At 35.7% G+C, this 20,885-nt stretch carries 22 protein-coding genes; 14 read left to right on the forward strand and 8 right to left on the reverse strand.

Annotation, left to right across the window (positions count from 1 at the left end; genetic code table 11):
* Window positions 1-78: 78 nt before the first annotated feature.
* From QW060_RS13445 to leuS, 4 genes are read right to left on the reverse strand one after another with little or no spacing between them, the layout of a single operon-like run.
* Complete coding sequence (locus QW060_RS13445) at window positions 79-792, reverse strand: LytR/AlgR family response regulator transcription factor (RefSeq protein WP_290363992.1); 714 nt, start codon at window positions 790-792, stop codon at window positions 79-81.
* On the reverse strand, window positions 776-1,495 hold the full coding sequence (locus QW060_RS13450; RefSeq protein ID WP_290363993.1) for a histidine kinase: 720 nt from the start codon (window positions 1,493-1,495) through the stop codon (window positions 776-778). The genes QW060_RS13445 and QW060_RS13450 overlap by 17 nt, the downstream gene beginning before the upstream one ends.
* Before the next feature lie 51 nt (window positions 1,496-1,546).
* The gene (locus tag QW060_RS13455) at window positions 1,547-1,960 is read right to left on the reverse strand and encodes a flotillin family protein (protein WP_290363994.1); all 414 of its coding nucleotides are present in this window, start codon (window positions 1,958-1,960) and stop codon (window positions 1,547-1,549) included.
* 14 nt (window positions 1,961-1,974) lie between these two features.
* Window positions 1,975-4,797 carry a leucine--tRNA ligase gene (gene leuS, locus QW060_RS13460; RefSeq protein ID WP_290363995.1) on the reverse strand — a complete coding sequence of 941 codons (2,823 nt, stop codon included), beginning with the start codon at window positions 4,795-4,797 and terminating at the stop codon, window positions 1,975-1,977.
* A gap of 182 nt (window positions 4,798-4,979) precedes the next feature.
* On the opposite strand from leuS, the gene QW060_RS13465 reads away from it, so the two are divergent.
* From QW060_RS13465 to QW060_RS13485, 5 genes are read left to right on the forward strand one after another with little or no spacing between them, the layout of a single operon-like run.
* Window positions 4,980-5,855: a cell division protein FtsX gene (locus QW060_RS13465; protein ID WP_290363996.1), complete on the forward strand. Its 876-nt coding sequence runs from the start codon at window positions 4,980-4,982 to the stop codon at window positions 5,853-5,855.
* Window positions 5,856-5,866: 11 nt separating this feature from the next.
* Window positions 5,867-6,106 (forward strand): DUF3098 domain-containing protein, encoded by a 240-nt coding sequence (locus QW060_RS13470; protein ID WP_290363997.1) that lies wholly within the window; start codon window positions 5,867-5,869, stop codon window positions 6,104-6,106.
* Window positions 6,107-6,133: 27 nt separating this feature from the next.
* Window positions 6,134-6,952, forward strand: coding sequence for an undecaprenyl-diphosphate phosphatase (locus tag QW060_RS13475; protein ID WP_290363998.1), 819 nt, complete (start codon window positions 6,134-6,136; stop codon window positions 6,950-6,952).
* A 3-nt stretch (window positions 6,953-6,955) separates the two neighbouring features.
* Window positions 6,956-7,669 carry a tRNA pseudouridine(55) synthase TruB gene (gene truB / locus QW060_RS13480; RefSeq protein WP_290363999.1) on the forward strand — a complete coding sequence of 238 codons (714 nt, stop codon included), beginning with the start codon at window positions 6,956-6,958 and terminating at the stop codon, window positions 7,667-7,669.
* 5 nt (window positions 7,670-7,674) lie between these two features.
* Entirely contained in the window at window positions 7,675-8,289 is a 615-nt protein-coding gene (locus tag QW060_RS13485) for a YiiX/YebB-like N1pC/P60 family cysteine hydrolase (RefSeq protein WP_290364000.1), read from the forward strand.
* 75 nt (window positions 8,290-8,364) lie between these two features.
* Here QW060_RS13485 and QW060_RS13490 read toward each other — a convergent pair whose 3' ends face one another.
* The 3 genes from QW060_RS13490 to QW060_RS13500 all read right to left on the reverse strand — a co-directional run bounded on the left by QW060_RS13490 (window position 8,365) and on the right by QW060_RS13500 (window position 10,325).
* Entirely contained in the window at window positions 8,365-8,889 is a 525-nt protein-coding gene (locus QW060_RS13490) for a YceI family protein (protein WP_290364001.1), read from the reverse strand.
* Window positions 8,890-8,900: 11 nt separating this feature from the next.
* Window positions 8,901-9,620 (reverse strand): pirin family protein, encoded by a 720-nt coding sequence (locus tag QW060_RS13495; protein WP_290364002.1) that lies wholly within the window; start codon window positions 9,618-9,620, stop codon window positions 8,901-8,903.
* 123 nt (window positions 9,621-9,743) lie between these two features.
* A complete protein-coding gene (locus tag QW060_RS13500) occupies window positions 9,744-10,325 on the reverse strand; it encodes a Crp/Fnr family transcriptional regulator (protein ID WP_290364003.1) in 582 nt (193 codons plus the stop codon).
* 19 nt (window positions 10,326-10,344) lie between these two features.
* Between QW060_RS13500 and QW060_RS13505 the strand changes: the two genes are divergently transcribed.
* Together QW060_RS13505 and QW060_RS13510 are read left to right on the forward strand one after the other, a co-directional pair.
* Window positions 10,345-10,488: a hypothetical protein gene (locus QW060_RS13505; protein WP_290364004.1), complete on the forward strand. Its 144-nt coding sequence runs from the start codon at window positions 10,345-10,347 to the stop codon at window positions 10,486-10,488.
* Window positions 10,489-10,595: 107 nt separating this feature from the next.
* The gene (locus QW060_RS13510; protein WP_290364005.1) at window positions 10,596-12,122 is read left to right on the forward strand and encodes a L,D-transpeptidase family protein; all 1,527 of its coding nucleotides are present in this window, start codon (window positions 10,596-10,598) and stop codon (window positions 12,120-12,122) included.
* On the opposite strand, the gene QW060_RS13515 is transcribed toward QW060_RS13510, so the two are convergent.
* Window positions 12,119-12,988, reverse strand: coding sequence for a murein L,D-transpeptidase catalytic domain family protein (locus QW060_RS13515; RefSeq protein WP_397386080.1), 870 nt, complete (start codon window positions 12,986-12,988; stop codon window positions 12,119-12,121). The genes QW060_RS13510 and QW060_RS13515 overlap by 4 nt on opposite strands.
* A gap of 184 nt (window positions 12,989-13,172) precedes the next feature.
* Here QW060_RS13515 and gpmI point away from each other — a divergent pair, with 184 nt between their 5' ends.
* The 7 genes from gpmI (at window position 13,173) to pruA (ending at window position 20,825) form a co-directional block, all read left to right on the forward strand.
* Window positions 13,173-14,690, forward strand: coding sequence for a 2,3-bisphosphoglycerate-independent phosphoglycerate mutase (gene gpmI, locus QW060_RS13520; protein ID WP_290364007.1), 1,518 nt, complete (start codon window positions 13,173-13,175; stop codon window positions 14,688-14,690).
* Between the two features lie 68 nt (window positions 14,691-14,758).
* Window positions 14,759-15,700 (forward strand): T9SS type A sorting domain-containing protein, encoded by a 942-nt coding sequence (locus QW060_RS13525; RefSeq protein WP_290364008.1) that lies wholly within the window; start codon window positions 14,759-14,761, stop codon window positions 15,698-15,700.
* 128 nt (window positions 15,701-15,828) lie between these two features.
* A complete protein-coding gene (gene map, locus QW060_RS13530) occupies window positions 15,829-16,647 on the forward strand; it encodes a type I methionyl aminopeptidase (protein ID WP_290364009.1) in 819 nt (272 codons plus the stop codon).
* A gap of 6 nt (window positions 16,648-16,653) precedes the next feature.
* A complete protein-coding gene (locus tag QW060_RS13535) occupies window positions 16,654-17,418 on the forward strand; it encodes a class I SAM-dependent methyltransferase (RefSeq protein ID WP_290364010.1) in 765 nt (254 codons plus the stop codon).
* A gap of 72 nt (window positions 17,419-17,490) precedes the next feature.
* Window positions 17,491-18,735: a type IX secretion system plug protein gene (locus tag QW060_RS13540; protein WP_290364011.1), complete on the forward strand. Its 1,245-nt coding sequence runs from the start codon at window positions 17,491-17,493 to the stop codon at window positions 18,733-18,735.
* 52 nt (window positions 18,736-18,787) lie between these two features.
* On the forward strand, window positions 18,788-19,174 hold the full coding sequence (gene apaG, locus QW060_RS13545; RefSeq protein ID WP_290364012.1) for a Co2+/Mg2+ efflux protein ApaG: 387 nt from the start codon (window positions 18,788-18,790) through the stop codon (window positions 19,172-19,174).
* Window positions 19,175-19,196: 22 nt separating this feature from the next.
* Window positions 19,197-20,825 (forward strand): L-glutamate gamma-semialdehyde dehydrogenase, encoded by a 1,629-nt coding sequence (gene pruA, locus QW060_RS13550; protein WP_290364013.1) that lies wholly within the window; start codon window positions 19,197-19,199, stop codon window positions 20,823-20,825.
* Window positions 20,826-20,885 lie beyond the last annotated feature (60 nt).

Genomic DNA, 20,885 nt, shown 5'->3' on the forward strand with positions numbered 1-20,885 from the left:
ATTCGATTCCATCAGTTGTAGTGTAATAAAACAGGAACCGTTTTGTAATGAAGCCCTGTTTTTTTGTAACAAAAAAACTTACATCCTGTTCAGAAATTCAGTTCGGTAATTAGTACTTAAAACCAAAGAAATCGGTTTTTGATTTTCATTGACAATAGTCGTCACAATTTCGTCATGAGAAAAGAAATTTACGATACCCATCGAAATAAGTTCCCCTTTATTAATTCTGCAAAACTGCTGTTTAGGAAGTATCTCCTGTAGCTTCTCAAAAGAAATGTTTTTGAGCAATACTTTTGTACCATCCTGCAAAAAAGTAACTTTATCTCTACTATCTACATCAGACACTTTGATATAAGTAATATTATTAAAATACAACAAGGTTTTTCCTTTGTCTGTATTTACTTTAAAAAATTCTTTCTTAGGTTTTTGCTTTTCAACAAAACGTACTGCTTTATCAATTGCTTTTTGAAGCCGTTCTTTTTTTACGGGTTTCGTGATATAGTCAATCGCATCCAGTTCAAAAGCTTCAACTGCAAATTCCTTATATGCTGTAGTAAAAATTACAGGTTTATCATTTAAAAGATTGGCAACACTTAAACCATTTATTCCCGGCATTTCAATATCAAGTATGCACAGATCAAAATCCAGATCAGGAGCTTCTTTTAATAATTTCTCAGGATTATCGAAAGACTTGACTACTTCAATTTCCGGAATCTGCTCACACAGCATTTTCAGATACCGCAGCCCCAGCAATTCATCATCAAGCAAAATACATTTAATCGTTGTTTTCAAGTAATTTAATTTTTAGATAAGCAATATGAACATCATTTTCTATAAATTTCTCCAGCTTGTACTGGTCTTTATATAAGATTCCCAAACGGGTTTCCAGACTATTAGCTCCGAAACCACCTTTCTTTTTCCTCATTGGTTTCCTTTCATAAGTTTTGTTGGATACAGTAAGCGAAAACACACCATTTTTTAATTCAATCAGAATGGAGATAAAAGAGTCAGGACTTAGAATATCAGCATGTTTAAAGGCATTTTCAATTAAATCTACTGATATAAGCGGCGCTAAAATTCTTTTATCCATCAACGGATCTTTTTCATCGGTTCGTATTTTAATTTTCAGATCAAACAGAGGGCTTATTTTGATCTTATTGATCTCGATAAGATTTTTAGCAAACTCTATTTCTTCTCTTGGAGTAACATATTTCTTCTGAGTCTCATATAATACGAAATCCAGTACATTGGCCAGTTTTTCTAAAGTATAATAGGATTGATAGGCATGCGACTGAATAGAATTAAGGATATTTTTAAACAAGTGGGGATTGAGCTTTGATTCAAGATTCTCTAATTGCAGATTATTGACTTTCATTTCCAGATCACGGTAATGCTGTTCCGCTGTTTTTTGCAGGTTTTTAGACTTTCTCAATTCTAAAACCAATATAACAACAGCTATAAGAAGCCCAATAATAAAAAAATAACTTGTCTGCATAACTAAGATAAAAAACAAGCCCTTCTCATAAATCAGAAAGGCTTGTAAATATTAATTTCCCGAAGGAATGGTATTTTGTTTCGTAGAAACATCCATCACGGGCAGTAAACCTTCTGACGGCATATAAATAATTTGAGGCAGATCTCCTTTGTCTGCCAGTTTTTCTAATGTCCGGATAAATAAATACTGATTATACGTAGAATTAAGTGTTCCGTTTTCCAGCTTCATTGCTTCAGCCATTCCTTTTGCGCGTTCTATCTCTGCCTGTGCATTCAATTTTTCAGCTTCGAGCCTGGCTTTGGCTTCTTCAATCAATATCTTACGATTTTGTTCCGCCTTTGCCATTTCAGCTTTTCCAGCCATTTCCTGTTGCCATACATTATAGGTTGGCAAACCAAACATAAGGGCTATGACAAAAAAAACCACTGCTACAAAAACACCTATAACAACTCCTGCCTTATTCATATTTTTCTTTTATTTTATCCAACTAAATTAATAATTTTCCCTGGAACGATGATGATCTTCTTAGGCTCTCTTCCCTGTAACTGCTGTTGCGTTCTTTCATCTGCCATAACAATCTCCTGTATCTGTTCAACAGTTAAATCTAACGAAAGATTCAGTGTAAAACGCATTTTCCCATTAAAAGAAACCGGATATTCTTTTTCACTTTCTACAAGATATTTCTCATCAAAAATTGGAAACAAAGCTTCTGAAACAGATTGATCATGACCAAGTGCATGCCATAACTCTTCAGCAATATGAGGAGCGTAAGGTGCAATTATTACCGCCAATGGTTCAAGAATAGCTCTGTGGTGGCATTTTTGCTGTGTCAGCTCATTTACACAGATCATAAACTGGGAAACTGAGGTATTAAAAGAAAAGTTTTCGATATCTTCCCTAACCTTTTTGATGGTTTTATGAAGCGTTTTATACATTTCTTTTGTTGGCTCATCGTCAACAACGATAAATCCATTATCATCAAAGTAAAGTCTCCATAATTTTTTAAGGAACCCAAATACGCCTGATATACCTGCTGTATTCCATGGTTTTGCCTGTTCTAAAGGACCTAAAAACATTTCATACAAACGCAAGGTATCGGCTCCATATTCATCACATATATCATCCGGATTGACCACATTGTATTTTGATTTAGACATTTTTTCTACCTCACGACCTACAATATATTTGCCCTGATCATCCAATACAAACTCAGCATCTCTATATTCTGAATACAAAGGATGCTGCTTAAATGCCTCAATATCCAGTTCATTTGTCACATCATTAATAACAGCTAAATCAACATGTATCGGGTATACTTTAGTTGTACCGATTTTATCTTTTGTGATGAGCGTTTTAGAATCTTCTGTACGGTAAACAAAAGCACTCATTCCCAAAATCATTCCCTGATTAATCAATTTTTTAAAAGGTTCATCAGTTGTGATAACTCCTATATCTTTTAAGAACTTATTCCAGAAACGTGCATACAGTAAATGTCCGGTCGCGTGTTCGCTTCCGCCTATATACAAATCTACATTTTGCCAGTATTGCAATGCTTCTCTGCTGGCGATTTCATTTTCATTGTGAGCATCCATATAGCGCAGCCAGTACCATGAACTCCCTGCCCAACCAGGCATTGTGTTTAATTCTAACGGAAATACACTGCTATAATCAATCAGCTTATTACTGACAACTTTATTATTTTTGGTATCCCATGCCCATTCCTGTGCGTTACCCAATGGTGGTTGTCCATCTTCAGTAGGGAGATATTTTTCTACTTCCGGCAAACGGATTGGCAAGTATGCTGCTTCAATCATTTTTGGTAATCCGTTGACATAATAAACAGGAAACGGCTCACCCCAATAGCGTTGACGTGAAAAAACTGCGTCTCGCAAACGGTAGTTTACTTTTGCTCTTCCGGCACTGATCTTTTCAAGCGCTGCAATACTCTCTTTAGTCGCCTGTTTATAATCCATTCCATTCAGAAAATCAGAATTAATCAGTTCAAAACCGACTTTATCGGTATAAGCAGCTTCAGAAATATCCTGATTGAATATATTTTTTATTGGAATAGCAAAATGATTCGCAAACGCATAATCACGTTCGTCTCCACATGGTACTGCCATAACAGCTCCTGTACCGTATCCTGCCAGTACGTAATCTCCGATCCATACAGGAATTTCTTCTTTTGTAAATGGATGAATAGCATAAGCTCCCGTAAAAACACCCGAAATGGTTTTTACATCAGCCATACGTTCGCGCTCTGAACGTTTGGCAGTAGCAGCAACATAAGCCTGAACCGCCTCTTTTTGCTCTTTCGTAGTAATTTCTTGTACCAAATCATGCTCAGGAGCCAGTGTCATAAAGCTCACTCCAAAAATAGTATCAGGCCGTGTTGTAAACACTTCAATGGAAGCATCTGTATCCTTTAGTCTAAAAAACACAGAAGCACCTACCGATTTCCCAATCCAGTTTCTTTGTGATTCTTTAATAGATTCACTCCAGTCTATTGTATCCAATCCCTGAAGTAACCGTTCTGCATACGAAGAAATACGCATGCTCCACTGTGTCATCTTTTTCCGGATTACAGGATATCCTCCTCTTTCAGAAACACCATTGATGATCTCATCATTGGCCAAAACGGTTCCCAAAGCCGGACACCAGTTTACTTCCGTTTCTGCCAGATAGGTCATACGATATTGAAGCAATATTTTTTCTTTTTGTTCTTCTGAAAAACCATTCCATTCTGCAGCCGAGAAAATTTCGATATTTTCATCGGAAACAGCATACACAGAAGCATTTCCTTTCATCGAGAAAATAGCTGTAAGATTTTCAATAGGTTCTGCTCTATCCGTATCTTTATTGTACCAAGAGTTGAATAACTGAATAAAAATCCATTGTGTATGTTTATAATATTGCGGATCTGAAGTACGTACTTCTCTGCTCCAGTCAAATGAAAACCCTATTTTATCAAGCTGTTCGCGATAACGCGCTATATTCACTTCCGTTGTCAATGCCGGGTGTTGCCCCGTCTGAATAGCATATTGCTCAGCCGGAAGGCCAAACGAATCATATCCTTGCGGATGTAGTACATTAAAACCTGTATGTCTTTTGAATCTTGAAAAAATGTCAGAAGCAATATACCCTAAAGGGTGTCCTACATGCAGTCCGGCTCCAGAAGGGTAGGGAAACATATCCAACACATAGTATTTAGGTTTTGATGTTTCATTTGATGCTTTAAAAGTCTGGTTTTCTGCCCAATACTTCTGCCATTTCTGTTCAATTTCTTTTGGATTATATTTCATTTTAAGCGAAAAAATTTATCGTTTAAGTATATTGTTTTCAACTATTTTAGAGTTGTTTAAAACCATTTTATTTTAAACAACAGCAAAAATAAGCTATATTTATAAGAAATATAAATCTTTATCATTTATAATGGCGTAAAAATAATTTTCTTTAGTATTTTTACCCCTTAAAAAAATCAGCTATGGCAACCTCGTACGAAAGATATCAAAAGAGAAGACTGATCTCGTCTTATTTTTCTGTAATTTTAAGTATATTTCTGGTTCTGTTCTTATTGGGTTCTTTGGGTTTATTCATTATCAATTCAGAGAAAATATCCAATAACTTCAGAGAAAACATTCCTATGTCCGTTTATTTTAAAGACACGGCAAAACCGGAAGACCTTAAATCCTTTGAAGAAGAAGTAAAAAAATCAGCATACATCAAAGATATCGTATTTGTACACAAAGATTCTGCAGCTGTTTCTCAACAGGAGGTAATCGGCGAAGACTTTGTTCACTTTTTAGGCTTTAATCCATTACAAAATTCTTTTGACCTGCACTTCAAAGGAGCATACGTAGAACAGGACAGTATCAAAAATATTGAACTGAATTTTAAAGAAAATAATCTTATTGATGATGTGGTATACGATCGTCAGCTGGTAGATTTGGTCAACAAAAACATACAGACGATCACGTACTGGGTATTGATCATCAGCGGCTTCTTTGCTTTAATCGCCATGTTGCTTATCAATAGTTCGATGCGTTTATCGATCTACTCCAAGCGATTCATTATTAAAACCATGCAAATGGTTGGAGCTACAAAAGCCTTTATCCGTAAACCTTTTATCTGGACCAGCGTAAAACTTGGAATGATAGGCTCTGTATTAGCCATTATCGGTATCATTATTCTGACTTATTATGCTGATCAGAAATTCCCTACCCTCCATTTATTACAAGATTATCAATCATTGATAACTGTTTGTGCAGGTGTATTTATAGTAGGAATAATCATTACTTACATAAGTACTTATTTTGCTACTCAACGCTTTTTAAATTTAAAGTCAGACGATTTATATTAACATAAAGAATCATGAAAAATAAAGAAAACCAATCATCCTTCTTATTTCACAAAGAAAACTATATCATTTTGTTGATCGGAATTGCTGTTATTGCTTTAGGTTTTATTTTAATGTCCGGTGGTGGCAGCGACGACCCAAATGTCTTTAACCACGATGTTTTCAGTTTTAGAAGAATACGCCTGGCTCCTACCACTATTTTCATCGGATTAGGAATCTGTATTTATTCTATCTTCAAGACTCCGAAAAAATAACCCCACTATAGCTTAAAAAACAAATCAATGGACATATTCCAAGCAATTATCATTGCAATAATCGAAGGACTAACAGAATACCTTCCCATCTCTTCTACAGCACATATGGGCTTTACCGCTGCATTGATGGGAATGGAAGAAACCGAATTTTTGAAAATGTTTCAGGTTTCTATTCAATTTGGAGCTATACTTTCTGTCGTTGCTCTGTATTGGAAAAAATTCTTCAACTTTTCAAATCTGGGTTTTTATATAAAACTGGCATTGGCAGTAGTTCCTGCTCTTGGCTTAGGTTATTTATTAGATGATAAAATTGAAGCGGTTTTAGGAAATCAGATTGCTATTTCATCCATGCTGGTATTTGGTGGTGTAATTCTTCTGTTTGTAGACAAATGGTTCAAACATCCAACTGTAACAGATGAAAAAGAAATCAGTATAAAAAAGGCGGTTATCATTGGTTTCTGGCAATGTCTGGCAATGATGCCCGGAACCTCACGTTCAGCCGCTTCTATTATTGGAGGTATGACACAGGGACTTACCAGAAGAGCTGCTGCAGAATTTTCATTTTTTCTTGCAGTACCTACCATGCTGGCAGTCACGGTATATTCTGTATTTGTGAAAACCTGGGGAGCAGGCACAGTAAACCCTCAGAAAGGATATGAAATGATCATGGCTTCATCTGAAACCATACAGATATTTATCATTGGTAATGTAATTGCTTTTATCGTTGCTTTAGTAGCCGTAAAAACATTTATCAATGTATTGACCAAATACGGATTCAAATTTTGGGGTTGGTACCGAATCATCATCGGAATCGTTTTGTTGGTTTATTTTACGTATTATAAATAAATCATGGAAAAACTTACTTCAGAAAACTTTCAGGAAGGACAGATTTTACTTATTGACAAACCTTTGAACTGGTCTTCTTTTCAGGCGGTAAATAAAATAAAATGGACGTTAATAAAAAAACTGCATTTACCTAAAAAATTTAAAATAGGGCATGCAGGAACTTTAGATCCGTTGGCTACGGGATTATTGATTATCTGCACCGGAAAATTCACCAAAAGAATACCCGAATTACAGGGACAAATCAAAGAATATACAGGAACAATTGTTCTCGGAGCAACAACACCGTCTTATGATCTGGAAACAGAAATAAACGAAACGTTTCCTACAGCCCATATTACACCTGATTTATTAGAACAGGCCCGTTTAAAATTTATAGGGAACATTGATCAGATTCCTCCCGTTTTTTCTGCCCTTAAAAAAGAAGGAAAGCGTTTATATGAACATGCAAGAGCCGGAGAAGAAGTAGATATTCCTTCAAGAAAAATTGAGATTGCGGAATTTGAACTCACGCGTATTGCACTTCCCGAAATAGATTTCAGAGTAGTGTGCAGCAAAGGTACCTATATCCGTTCTTTAGCATTTGATTTCGGCAAGGCAGTAAATTCCGGAGGTCATCTTACCCGATTACGAAGAACCAAGATTGGAGACTTTTCGGCAGATAATGCGATGGATCCAATAGCCTTTGAAAAGATATATACCACGGATTTGACTGAATAACATTTATGAAAGCGATCCTCTTTTTCTTTTTATTCACTCTGGGTATAACTGCCCAAAACCGTCCTCTCAAAGAAGGAGATCTTATTTTTCAAAATCTGAATTGCGGCCCTATGTGTGAAGCTATTAATACTGTTACCCAAGGTTACAATGAAATGGACTTTAACCACATGGGTATGGTATTTAAGCAGGATAACGAATGGTATGTCATAGAAGCTGCCGGAGAAGCGGTGAGAAAAACACCGGTATCCGTTTTCCTAACTTATACTGATAACCCTATGTATCTGGCACGGCTTAAATCAGAATATCAACACCTTATTCCTAAAGCAATTGATTTTGCAAAATCCCAGATAGGTGTGCCCTACGATAATGATTTCATTTACAACAATGGAAAATATTATTGCTCGGAACTCATTTATGACGCTTTTCTACAAGCCTATCAAAAGCCCTTTTTTCAGCTTTATCCTATGACCTATAAAGAGCCGCAGTCCAACAACTATTTTCCGGTATGGGTTCAGCATTTTTCTTCACTCGGAATTGAAATTCCGGAAGGTAAACCAGGATGTAATCCGGGCGGAATGAGCAAAGATGAAAAAATTGATATACTCGGAATTATACGGTAACACCTACCTATATTCAAAAAAAATGCACTCTCACATGGAAAGTGCATTTGCAGAATATAATAAATACTTCTAAAATTATTCTTTGATAAGCTGTAATTCAATATCTAAGTTAACATCTTCTGATACCAAAACCCCACCTGTTTCCAATGCAGAATTCCAGTTTAACCCCCATTCTTTTCTATTGATTTTTCCAGATACATTAAGTCCTGCTTTAGTATTTCCCCATGGATCTTTCATAAGTCCACTATATTCAGCTTTAAGGGATACCGGTTTTTTGACACCAAGAATCTCTAAATCTCCGTTTATCTTATATTCATTTCCTGAACCTTCTACAGATGTGCTGTGAAATTTCAAATCCGGATATTGCTCAACGTTGAAGAAATCGCCACTTCTTAAATGATTATCTCTATCTGCATTGTTTGTATTTACAGAGGCCGTTTTAGCCACAAAATCCAGCTTGGCATCTTTCAGACCTTCCTCTCCTAATTCAAAATCTCCGGAAAAATCATTAAAATTTCCTTTTACATTTGTAAACATCATGTGTTTTACTTTAAACCCGACATTACTGTGAGTCGGATCAATTTTCCATTTTGCACTCATAACTTTTATTTTTAATAGGTTAATTCCATTGGTACTTCCATGATTAAAAAGCGGGCATCGGAAGAAGCTTTAATAGCTATACTTTTTTCGTCCCATATTCCGATTGCATCTCTTGTATGCAATTCGTTTCCATCCACAGTAAGATCTCCTGAAATGATAAAAAGATAAATACCATTAGAAGGATCTTTCAGCTCATAGTTTTTTTGATTTCCGGCTGTAAAATCTGCCAGATGAAACCAGGCATTTTGATGAATCCACAATCCTTCATCATCAGCATTAGGTGAAACTACCTGAGTAAATTCATTGGGCTTCAGATCGTATTTTAACTGGTCATAGCGCGGTGTTACATTTCTTTTATCTGGAAACAGCCATATCTGCAATAACGTAACCGCTTCATCTTTATTCGCATTATACTCGCTGTGAGTAACTCCTGTTCCGGCACTCATCACCTGTATTTCTCCATTCCTGATAATTCCTTCAGAGCCTAAACTGTCTTTATGTGCAAGATCTCCGGATAAAGGAATAGAAATAATTTCCATATTATCATGCGGATGTGTACCAAATCCCATTCCTCCGGCGATATAATCATCATTTAAAACACGTAATACACCAAAATGTACCCGGTCAGGATTATTATATCCTGCAAAGCTAAATGTATGATGCGTGATCAACCATCCATGATTGGCAAATCCTCTGCTATCAGCTGTGTGAATAATCTGATTTGTTTTCATTTTAATTTCCCTTTCTTTAAATTCTATTACAAAGTTACCATCTATTTTGACTAAACTCCTTAATCTAAATTAACAAATGATTACGCATTAAAAAACCCGGCTTTACACAAGTCGGGCTAATCATTATTTCTGTTTCAATAATCTGCTTTTCATTTTGCTGAAAAACTCAGGTGTTACTCCTATATAAGACGCAATATGCTTCTGAGGCAGACAATTCTTAACATCTTTAAACTGTTTTTGAAACTTGTCATAACGCTCCTCGGCAGTAAGAGACATTTTATCAATAATTCTCTGTTGATTGGAAACCAGAGAATTTTGAGTAAGAATTCTGAAAAAACGTTCTAATTTAGGCACTTTAAGATATAACTCTTCTACTTTTTTACGGGATAGCAGATATACTTCAGCATCATCTATCACATCTATATACATAATACTGGGCTTTTCTGACAAATAACTATACATATCTGCGATCCACCACCCCGGAGTAGCAAAATTCAAAACATGCTCTGCTCCGTTTTCATCAACGGTATAACTGCGTAGAATACCTTTTAAAACAAAATATGTCCAATGGCTATCTTCACCTGGTTTTACTAAAACCTGCTTAGTCGGATAGGTCTCAAATACTACCTGTTCTAAAATAATCCGTTCTTCTTCAGGTGTCAAATCAACCCATTTATTGATCCCTTCTATTAATAAATCTTTCATCTATTCTTTATACAGCTATGTGTTATACCTACCTAATGATCCTCCTAAATTAGGAAAAAAAAAGCATTTTATACAGCGTAAAATATGGATGAAAAGCTCAATAAAAAATGAACCGTTTCAATCCGGCTTTAAACGTCATTACTTCTACAACACAAATTACTAAAAAACAGTAATTTATAAAAAAAGTAAAGGAGCCCTCTAAAAAATAATTCTTTAAATTAAATGACCACATTCAGAGATATTGAGTAATTTTACCAAAGATTAAATGCTATGAAAAACACGTGTATTCTTTTGTTGCTATTAACCATTATTAGCTGTAATAGAGACAAAAAAGAAAAAATCAACACCGTTGCAGAACCTCAGTCTGTAAAAATAGATTCCGGCAGTTTATTGTTTGAATCAAGATCTACTGTTGCTTTTTATAAAAGTAATGGATATAAAACTGTATGGATAAAAGAGAACAATAGAAAAGCGCTCATTGATCTGCTGCTAAACGCTGACAAACATGTATTAAATCCGTCGAGTTATGCCCTTAAAAAACTCATCTTTGCGGACAGAGATTATACAACAATGCCTTACAAAGAGCGTGTAAAGGCAGATGCATTATTTACAAAAAATTTTTTAAAATTTGCCAAAGATCTGTCTCATGGCAGAGTAAACCCTAAAAAGTATTACGGTGACTGGGAACCTATCCTACGCGAAATAAATTTCAACTCCCTGCTCACACAGGCTATATATGAGGAAAATTTTGAGAAAGCAGTAGAACGGCTTCTTCCCAAAAATGAGTATTACAAGGGTTTAAAAGAAAGCTATTTTGTTTATTATAACAAAGAAAAAGACACATTGCTGGATCTCTCAGCTGCACAAACTGCTAAAATCAAAAAGAAACTCTTCTATTTAGACGATCTCAAAAGCCGTAACTTCAGTTCTGAGTGGGATGACGAAAGTACGGAGGCTTTAAAAAACTTCCAGAGAAGACATGGTATTTCTGTAACAGGGAATATCACCCCACAAACCCTACGTGAACTTAATGTATCGCTCCAGGATCGTATAGAACAGTTGGTAGTAAATCTCGAACGATCTAAATGGATACCTGATGATTTAGGGGAAAATTACGTATTGGTAAACCTACCTGAATATAAGTTATTCTATTACTCCAAGGGTACATTGGTGGAAACACACGATGTAATCATCGGTAAAGACAGCAGAAGAACGCCTGTCTTATCTTCAAGTTTCAGTAACTTAGTAATCAATCCTACATGGACGGTTCCGCCAACAATTCTGAAAAATGATCTGGTACCGCAGGCATCAACCAATCGCAGCTATTTTGCAAATCACAGAATGACCATCTACAATAGTAAAGGTCAGCTTGTAGATCCTGAAAACTGGAATCCTGAAAATGCAAAAAACTACCGGTATGTACAGAATACAGGAAATTTGAATGCATTAGGACTTATAAAATTTGATTTTCCAAACAAACATATGGTGTACCTACACGATACCAACAATAAATCTTTATTCGATCGATCAGACAGAGCATTAAGTTCGGGATGTGTCCGGGTAAAAAATCCGTTTGGACTTGCAGAAAAAATATTGGAAGCTGAGCAAAGCGCTTACACAAGAGCAAAACTCGATACATTGGTCAGCAGAAAAAGCACCAAATACATCGCTCTAAAAAAGAAAGTAAACGTGCATCAGCTATATTGGACTGCCTGGAAAAATGACCAGGGAGTGCAATTTAGAAATGACGTTTACAATCTGGATAAAGGTCTTTATAAAAAACTTTCTAAATCTTAATTAATCAATTCTGATTTAGAAAGGTATTCAGAATTTTTACCATGGTAAATAAACAGGCAACTTTCATCTTTGATAAAGTTAATGATCTGTTTGTAATTGTTCATCGGTAAAGCCGGGCATCCTAAGCTTCTGCCTAATCTTCCCTGTGATCCGATAAAATTTTCATTGGCATAATCAGCACCGTGAATAACAATATCACGCATACGCGCATTGTCATTGATACCTCTTTCCAATCCATCTAATCTTAAAGATAAGCCGTGTTTTCCTGAATACGTTTCAGCCGTTTTATAAAAACCTAAACTGCTTTTATAAGACTCCGGGCGATTAGAAAAATCATTGGCATATTCATTCCCACTGTTTTTACCGTGAGAAACCACTGTCTGAAACATGATTTCTCCACTTTTCATATCAATTACCCACATTCTTTTTTCCGTAGAAGATAACGTAAAATCAATAATGGTAAGAATATCCTTATCTATTTTTCCTTGTTGCTTTAATTTAAAATACCCTTTATAAGCTGCTTTAAAACTGGCTAAATCCGGTTTTTCAAAATTCTTTTCATTCAAATCCAGATACGTTGACAGCATAACTTTTTCTGCAGCATCAAGACTTAGATTTGCCGTGGTTGCATTCTTACCTGTCAAAGCGGCAAGTTCTTTAGATTTTAATGATTCTTTATCTCCGTTTGAAGATACGCTGGTATTTTTTAATTTGATGTCCTTTTGAACAACTCGAGAAGAAGATTTATTTACTACCTTTTTTCCATTTCCGTTCCCATTTCCGTCTATTCCTCCATTATCATGGATTTTTAGTGGTTTGAAAGCTAACAATGCCACTAAAACAACTGGTAATAATTTCAATTTCATTTCATTTCACTGGTTTAATTTTACATATATTGAACGTAAATATAGAAACATTATTATTAAAGCCTCATTTTTTTAAACTTTAATTAATAAACTTTAACATTATTTATTATTTAAGCAATCAAACAAATAGTAAATATATTTTGGCTTATTATCAGTAAATTTGCTGTATCACAAGAGCAATATTATGAACAAAAAAGTAATTCTCATGATTTTGGATGGCTGGGGAAAATCTCCTGATCCAAAAATTTCTGCAGTAGATCAGGCAAAAACGCCATTTATAGACAGTCTATACCTCCAATATCCAAACGCGCAATTGCGCACAGACGGACTCAATGTAGGATTACCCGAAGGTCAGATGGGAAACTCTGAAGTCGGACATATGAATCTTGGTGCAGGCAGAATTGTATATCAGGATCTTGCAAAAATTAATCTTGCTGTTCAAAATAAAACTTTAGCACAGGAAAAGGTTTTATTAGAAGCTTTCGATTATGCCAAACAACATAACAAAAACATTCATTTACTTGGACTTGTTTCCGATGGCGGAGTACATTCTCATATACAGCATCTGTTCGGAATTCTGGATGCTGCGAAAGATCATAACATCAAAAATATATTCGTACATGCCTTTACAGATGGTCGCGATGTAGATCCGAAATCGGGTGCCGGACATATCGATGCACTTATAAAACACATGAATGATACTACAGGAAAATTGGCTTCTGTAGTAGGTAGATATTATGCCATGGATCGTGACAAAAGATGGGAGCGCGTAAAGAAAGCCTATGATCTGTTGGTTAAAGGTATTGGAATGCCTTCAAAAAATGCTGTATTATCCCTTTCTGACAGCTATTTAAACGAAGTTACAGACGAATTTATTGAACCGATAATAATGGTCAATGAAACTAATGATCCCATAGCTACCATTCAGGAAGACGATGTTGTACTATTCTTTAATTTCAGAACTGACCGCGGAAGAGAACTTACAGAAGTACTATCTCAAAAAGATTATCCGGAATTTGGGATGCAAAAATTGCCGCTTTATTTTGTAACGTTAACCAATTATGACGATCAGTTCCAAAACATCCACGTTATTTATGATAAGGACAATATCACTGAAACCCTTGGAGAAGTATTGGAAAAAGCTGGTAAAAAACAAATCCGTATTGCAGAAACAGAAAAATACCCTCACGTCACATTTTTCTTTTCCGGAGGAAGAGAAGAGCCCTTTCGAGGAGAGCAACGCATTCTTTGCCCGTCTCCCAAAGTAGCGACTTACGATTTAAAACCAGAAATGAGTGCTTATGATCTGAAAGATGCATTGATTACAGAGCTAAACAAGCAGGATGTTGATTTTGTTTGTCTAAATTTTGCCAATGGAGATATGGTAGGACATACAGGCAGTATGAGTGCCGCTATAAAAGCTTGCGAAACAGTTGATATCTGTACCAAAGGTGTTGTAGAAGCTGCTATTAAAAATAATTACACGGTTTTAATTCTTGCTGATCACGGAAATTGTGAAACCATGTTTAACCCGGACGGTTCTCCAAATACAGCTCATACAACTAATCCGGTTCCTCTGATTTTAATTGATGAAGATATAAAAACCATAAAAGATGGCGTATTGAGTGATATTGCCCCAACCATACTTGAATTGATGGGAATACCTCAGCCAAAAGCAATGACAAGACATTCACTTTTATAAGTTTTGTTAAAATAATTTATTTTCAGTATATTTACCATTGATATTAACCAATTTTTAATGGAGAAATTATGAAAAAAAAATTACTTTACCTTACATGTCTGTTAAGTTACGGACTGTACACCAATTCAATGAATGCACAAACAATGATTTCGTTTGAAGCTTCAGAAGGTTTTTCAACAGGTACTATCAACGCACAAAACGGTTGGTACGTAACGAGTGATGAAGATGGGAATTTTATTTCCGAACAGGAAATCAGCAGCGCTATGGCTTCTAACGGAACCCAATCATTTAAAATAGATGAAGATCCTACATTTTCCCCACAAACAACCCCGGTAATGGGTGGATTTTATGATTTTGCAGATCCTTTAGCGTCTACTCATTATACCATTGAAGCCGATTTCTACATAAGTGAAGACGGAGGAGCTAATTTTCAAATGGCAATTGCGGGAGCTGTAAATTATATTGCCCTTTTTCAATTTGACTTTGAAAACAATTTCAGAACAGTAGAAACCGTAAACAATGTAACTAACTGGAGCAACATTCCTAACTTAGCATGGCAACCACAAACCTGGTACACCATCAAAATTGAAGTTGAAGGAAATGTAACCAAATATTATATCGATGGCACCTTAGCGCGCACAGGAACAACTCTTTCTTCAGAACAATTTGAACACATGCAGCTTACACATGACAATTGGGGTGGTTATGCACATATCGATAACATCATCATTACAGACCTGAATTCTGCAAGCACTTACAATCCTGAAAAATTTGAGTATAATGTATATCCAAACCCTGCTACTAATGCAATTACAATTGCAATGAAAGACAACAGCAGAGGATTAGATCAGATTGCTATTACCGACCTGAACGGAAGAACTGTAAAAACATTTGAGTTAAACAAAGAAAATGAAATCACATTGGATATTTCAGATGTTGCAAGCGGTATCTATTTAATGAGAATCACTTCTCAAGATGCTGTAGAAACAAGAAAAATAGTTAAAAAATAAAAATTTTTTCTTATCAAAAGAAAATCAGAAAGAGCTGTCTTTAGTTGCAAAGACAGCTCTTTTTATATATTGCATTATAGTACATCCATAAATAGTGAGTATATTTGCACCAGAAATTTTATATTAAAATGATCGTAATTAAAACCCGAGAAGAAATCGAAATGATGCGTGAAAGCGCATTAATTGTTTCAAAAGCATTAGGAATGCTTGCTTCGGAAATAAAGCCGGGAGTAAGCACTCTGCATTTAGATAAATTAGCTGAAAGTTTTATCAGAGACCACGGAGCAGAACCTGGTTTTCTTGGATTATATGGTTGTCCATGCAGTTTGCTTACCAGTGTAAATGAACAGATTGTACATGGGCTTCCAACAGAAAGAGTATTAGAAGAAGGTGATATTATTTCAGCAGATTTAGGCGCTCTGAAAAACGGATGGTATGGTGATCATGCCTATACCTTTGCTGTTGGAGAGATTGCAGCAGACACTGCCAAATTACTTGAAGTAACCAAACAATCATTATATGTCGGTATCCGTGAATACAGAAACGGAAATCGCGTGGAAGACGTAGGATCTGCAATTCAGAAATATGCGGAAGGTTTCGGATACGGCGTAGTCAGAGAATTGGTTGGACACGGAATCGGTAAAAAAATGCACGAAGGTCCTGAAATGCCTAATTACGGAAAAAAAGGAAAAGGGAAGAAATTCGTGGAAGGTATGGTCGTTGCCATTGAACCAATGATAAATATGGGAACAAAGAACATCAAACAGTTAAAAGACGGATGGACAATTTCTACCAGAGATGGTAAACCTTCTGCACATTTTGAACATGATGTAGCTCTTGTTGACGGCAAACCGGAAATCCTGTCTACTTTCTATTATATATACCAGGCTCTGGGTATCAAAAGTACTGAAGAAGATGAATTCAGACAAAAGCCTTTAGTCCTGTAATAGGTAATGAAAAAGATTTTTAAAATAGTTTTAAATACCGTACCACGACCTTTACTGATTCGGTTGAGTTATGTTGCACGTCCTGTTTTAGCGCTATTTTTAAAAGGCAGTAAATATATTGACCCTATTGACGGAAAATCTTTTCGAAGTTTTCTTCCGTATGGATACGGAAATCAACGTAAAAATGCACTGTCTCCAAGCACGCTTTCATTAGAAAGACATAGACTGTTATGGCTTTACCTGAAAGAGGAGACTTCATTTTTCACTAAACCACTGAAGGTATTGCATTTTGCACCGGAGCAGGCTTTCTACAAACGTTTTAGAAAGCAAAAAAATCTGGAATACATCACTACAGATTTACATTCTCCATTAGCAGATGTTAAAGCAGACATCTGTAATCTTCCGTTTGAAGATAACTCTTTTGATATGATTCTATGCAATCACGTTTTAGAACACATATCAGATGATACCAAAGCAATGCAGGAACTTTACAGAATATTAAAGCCCGGAGGAACGGGAATTTTTCAAATTCCGCAAGACCTGAACCGGACCACGACCTTTGAAGATAACAGCATAACTGACCCTAAAGAAAGAGCTGCTATTTTCGGACAATATGACCATGTGCGCATATATGGAAGAGATTATTTTGACAAACTCCGTTCCATTGGCTTTAAAGTGGAAGAAGTAGATTATACAAATAAACTCTCTGCCAATCTGGTAGAAAAATATTGTCTGGCAAAAGGAGAAATCATTCCCGTTTGTTATAAATAAAAATCCTGATGTCAGGATTTTTTTATTTGATTCTTTTTTTTCCAACTAAAAAAGTATCTTTATAAAAAAAAGATGAAATTTTTTTACTTATTTTTTCTATTCTTTTTCACAAAAGAAGTCATTTCACAAGAAACAAAAGAAGTTCCTACCCCCTATTATATCAAAACAGCTTATTTTACTCAGGGAAGTCAGGCGCTTATACCGATTTTCAAACTAAACGATCGCTTTTCCTTTGTATTTGATGACCTTATGGGCGAAGAAAGTGATTATTACTACCAAATCAAACATTTCAATAAAGACTGGACACCATCTCCTCTTCTTAAATCAGAATATATAAATGGAATGGACAATATCCGTATAGTAGATTACGGCAATTCATTCAATACGTTACAAACCTATTCAAGATATATTCTCAACTTTCCGAATAATCGCACAAAGTTATTAGTCAGCGGTAATTATATACTTGAAATATTAAATCAGGATCATGAAGTAATTTTCTCCAGAAAGTTTATACTTTATGAAGAACAGATTAATGTAGGAGTAGAAATAAAGAAAACCCGCTCTTTTTCGACGTCTGATGCAAAACAAAATGTTCAGATGACACTGGATTATGGAAACCACAACTATTTTAATCCGAAAGAAAATTTCAAGATACTTATACTACAAAACGGAAGATGGGATAATGCCATCAAAGACGTTGCCCCCCAATACAGCATCGGCACGCAGTTCACTTATCAATACGACAAAGAAACTCAGTTTTTCGGCGGTAATGAATACCTTTTTATTGACAACAGCGACATCAGACAGGTGAATAATTACATTCAATCCATCACTTCTGACAACGGCATTTTCAGCTCTTATCTATATCCTTCGATTCCCAGAGGAGGAGACAAAAAATATACGTTTTTTCAGGATATAGATGGTTCATTTTTACCGAGAAATAAATACCGGGATAATGCCGCTATTGAAGCCGATTATGCATGGGTATATTTCAAACTGCAACAGGAAGAACTAAAAGGAAAAAAAATATATGTACTGGGGATGTTCAATAATTATCAGCTGACAGATGAAAACGAATTAAAATATAATAGCGCCACCCGGCAATATGAAGGAGCCCTTCTGATAAAACAAGGCTTTACCAACTATATGTATGCTGTAGTGAATAACGGAAAAATTGAGGATCAAAACGCAATCGACGGTAATTTCTATGAAACAGAAAATACTTATACCGTTTTAATCTATTACAGAGGAAATATTGATCGCTATGACAGAGTCATAGGCTTTGGTGAAGCAAAAAGTATTAATATAACAAATTAGTTTTTTTAGTTATTTAAATATTCGTAAATTTGAGATATTTATCAGATGCAAAATGGTTTCTCAAATTACTAAAGGTATAAAAATTATGGTCAGGACTAGTTTTGAAGGCACCTACTTCAAGAACTACAAGATTCATTTTGCCTTTAGCTACGAAATTACCATTGAAAACCAAAGCAAAGATCTGGTACAGTTGCTTTCCAGGCATTGGGAAATCAAAGATGCGCTCAATGATGTAGAGATGGTGGATGGTGAAGGTGTAGTGGGACAAAAACCCATCATTAAACCCGGAGAAAGCCACACCTACAGTTCAGGCAGTTTACTGACCTCCCCTTTCGGAACCATGAAAGGATTTTTCAATATGATCAATTTCACAAACTCACGCAAATTCAAAGTGTATATTCCTATATTTAAATTATGTACACCATTTGCCTTAAATTAAACCTAAATAAAATAAATCAATTATGCCAAAAGGAATTTTCAATGTGCCTAAAGCATTTAATGAGCCTGTCAAATCATATGCACCGGGTTCAAAAGAAAGAGAAGACGTATTAAAAGCATTTAAAGAATTATATCAATCTACCGTTGACATTCCTTTATACATTGGCGGAGAACAGATAAAAACCGGAAATACAAAAAAATTATTCCCTCCTTTTGATCACCAGCACCATTTAGGTGTTTATCATACAGCAGACAAAGGTTTGGTAGAAAAAGCTATCTCATCTGCTTTGGAAGCACGCCAAAAATGGTCAGAAATGGCTTGGGAACACAGAGCATCAATCTTTTTAAAAGCAGCAGAATTATTAGCAGGTCCGTACCGTGCTAAAATCAATGCAGCAACAATGATTGCTCAGGGAAAAACAGTACATCAGGCAGAAATAGATTCAGCATGTGAGTTTATCGATTTCTTGAGATACAATGTGCAGTATATGACTGAAATTTATGCTCAGCAACCTGCTTCTTCAGAAGGTATCTGGAATCGTTTAGAGCATCGTCCGTTAGAAGGATTTGTATATGCTATTACTCCTTTTAACTTTACTGCAATTTCAGGAAACTTACCTTCTTGTGTGGCTTTGATGGGAAATGTTGTAGTATGGAAACCGGCAGCTACTCAGATTTACTCAGCAAATGTAATCGTTGAAGTTTTCAAAAAAGCAGGATTACCTGACGGTGTTATTAATGTAGTTTATGGTGATTCAGGAATGATTACCGATACAATTCTTTCAAATGAAAATTTTGCAGGAATCCATTTCACAGGTTCTACAGGTGTATTTAATGATTTTTGGGCTACCATTGGTAAAAACATTCATAAATACAAAACATATCCACGAATTGTAGGAGAAACCGGAGGAAAAGATTTCGTTTGGGCACATCCTTCATCAGATGCAAAAGAAGTAGCAACGGCACTTTCAAGAGGTGCTTTTGAATATCAGGGACAAAAGTGTTCGGCTGCATCAAGAGCTTACATTCCTTCTTCTATATGGAATGATGTAAAAAAATATGTAATTGAAGACTTAAAAACATTTAAACTGGGTTCACCGGAAGACTTTACCAACTTTATGTCAGCGGTCATCAGTGAATCATCATTTGACAAACTGGCAAAAGCTATTGACGAAGCAAAAGCATCCAATGAAGCAGAAATCATCACAGGAGGTAACTACGACAAATCTAAAGGCTGGTTTATTGAACCAACAGTTATTGTTACCACAAATCCGAAATACGACACAATGGAGCGCGAATTATTCGGTCCGGTATTAACAATTTATGTGTACGAAGATGCAAAATGGGAAGAGTCATTAACATTGGTTGACGAAACTTCAACTTATGCTTTGACAGGAGCCATCTTCTCACAGGACCGATATGCTATAGAATTGGCTACTAAAAAACTTGTCAATGCTGCCGGAAACTTCTATATCAACGATAAACCTACGGGTGCAGTTGTAGGTCAGCAGCCATTTGGCGGAGCAAGAGCTTCAGGAACAAATGACAAAGCCGGATCTGTATTAAATCTGCTTCGTTGGGTTTCTCCACGTACCATCAAAGAAACGTTTGTACCGGCAACGGACTACAGATATCCATTCTTGTCAGAATAAGAATATACAATCAAAAAAGACAACTAAAATTAGTTGTCTTTTTTGTTTTTCAGAACGTTA

Source organism: Paenimyroides ceti, from assembly GCF_030409925.1.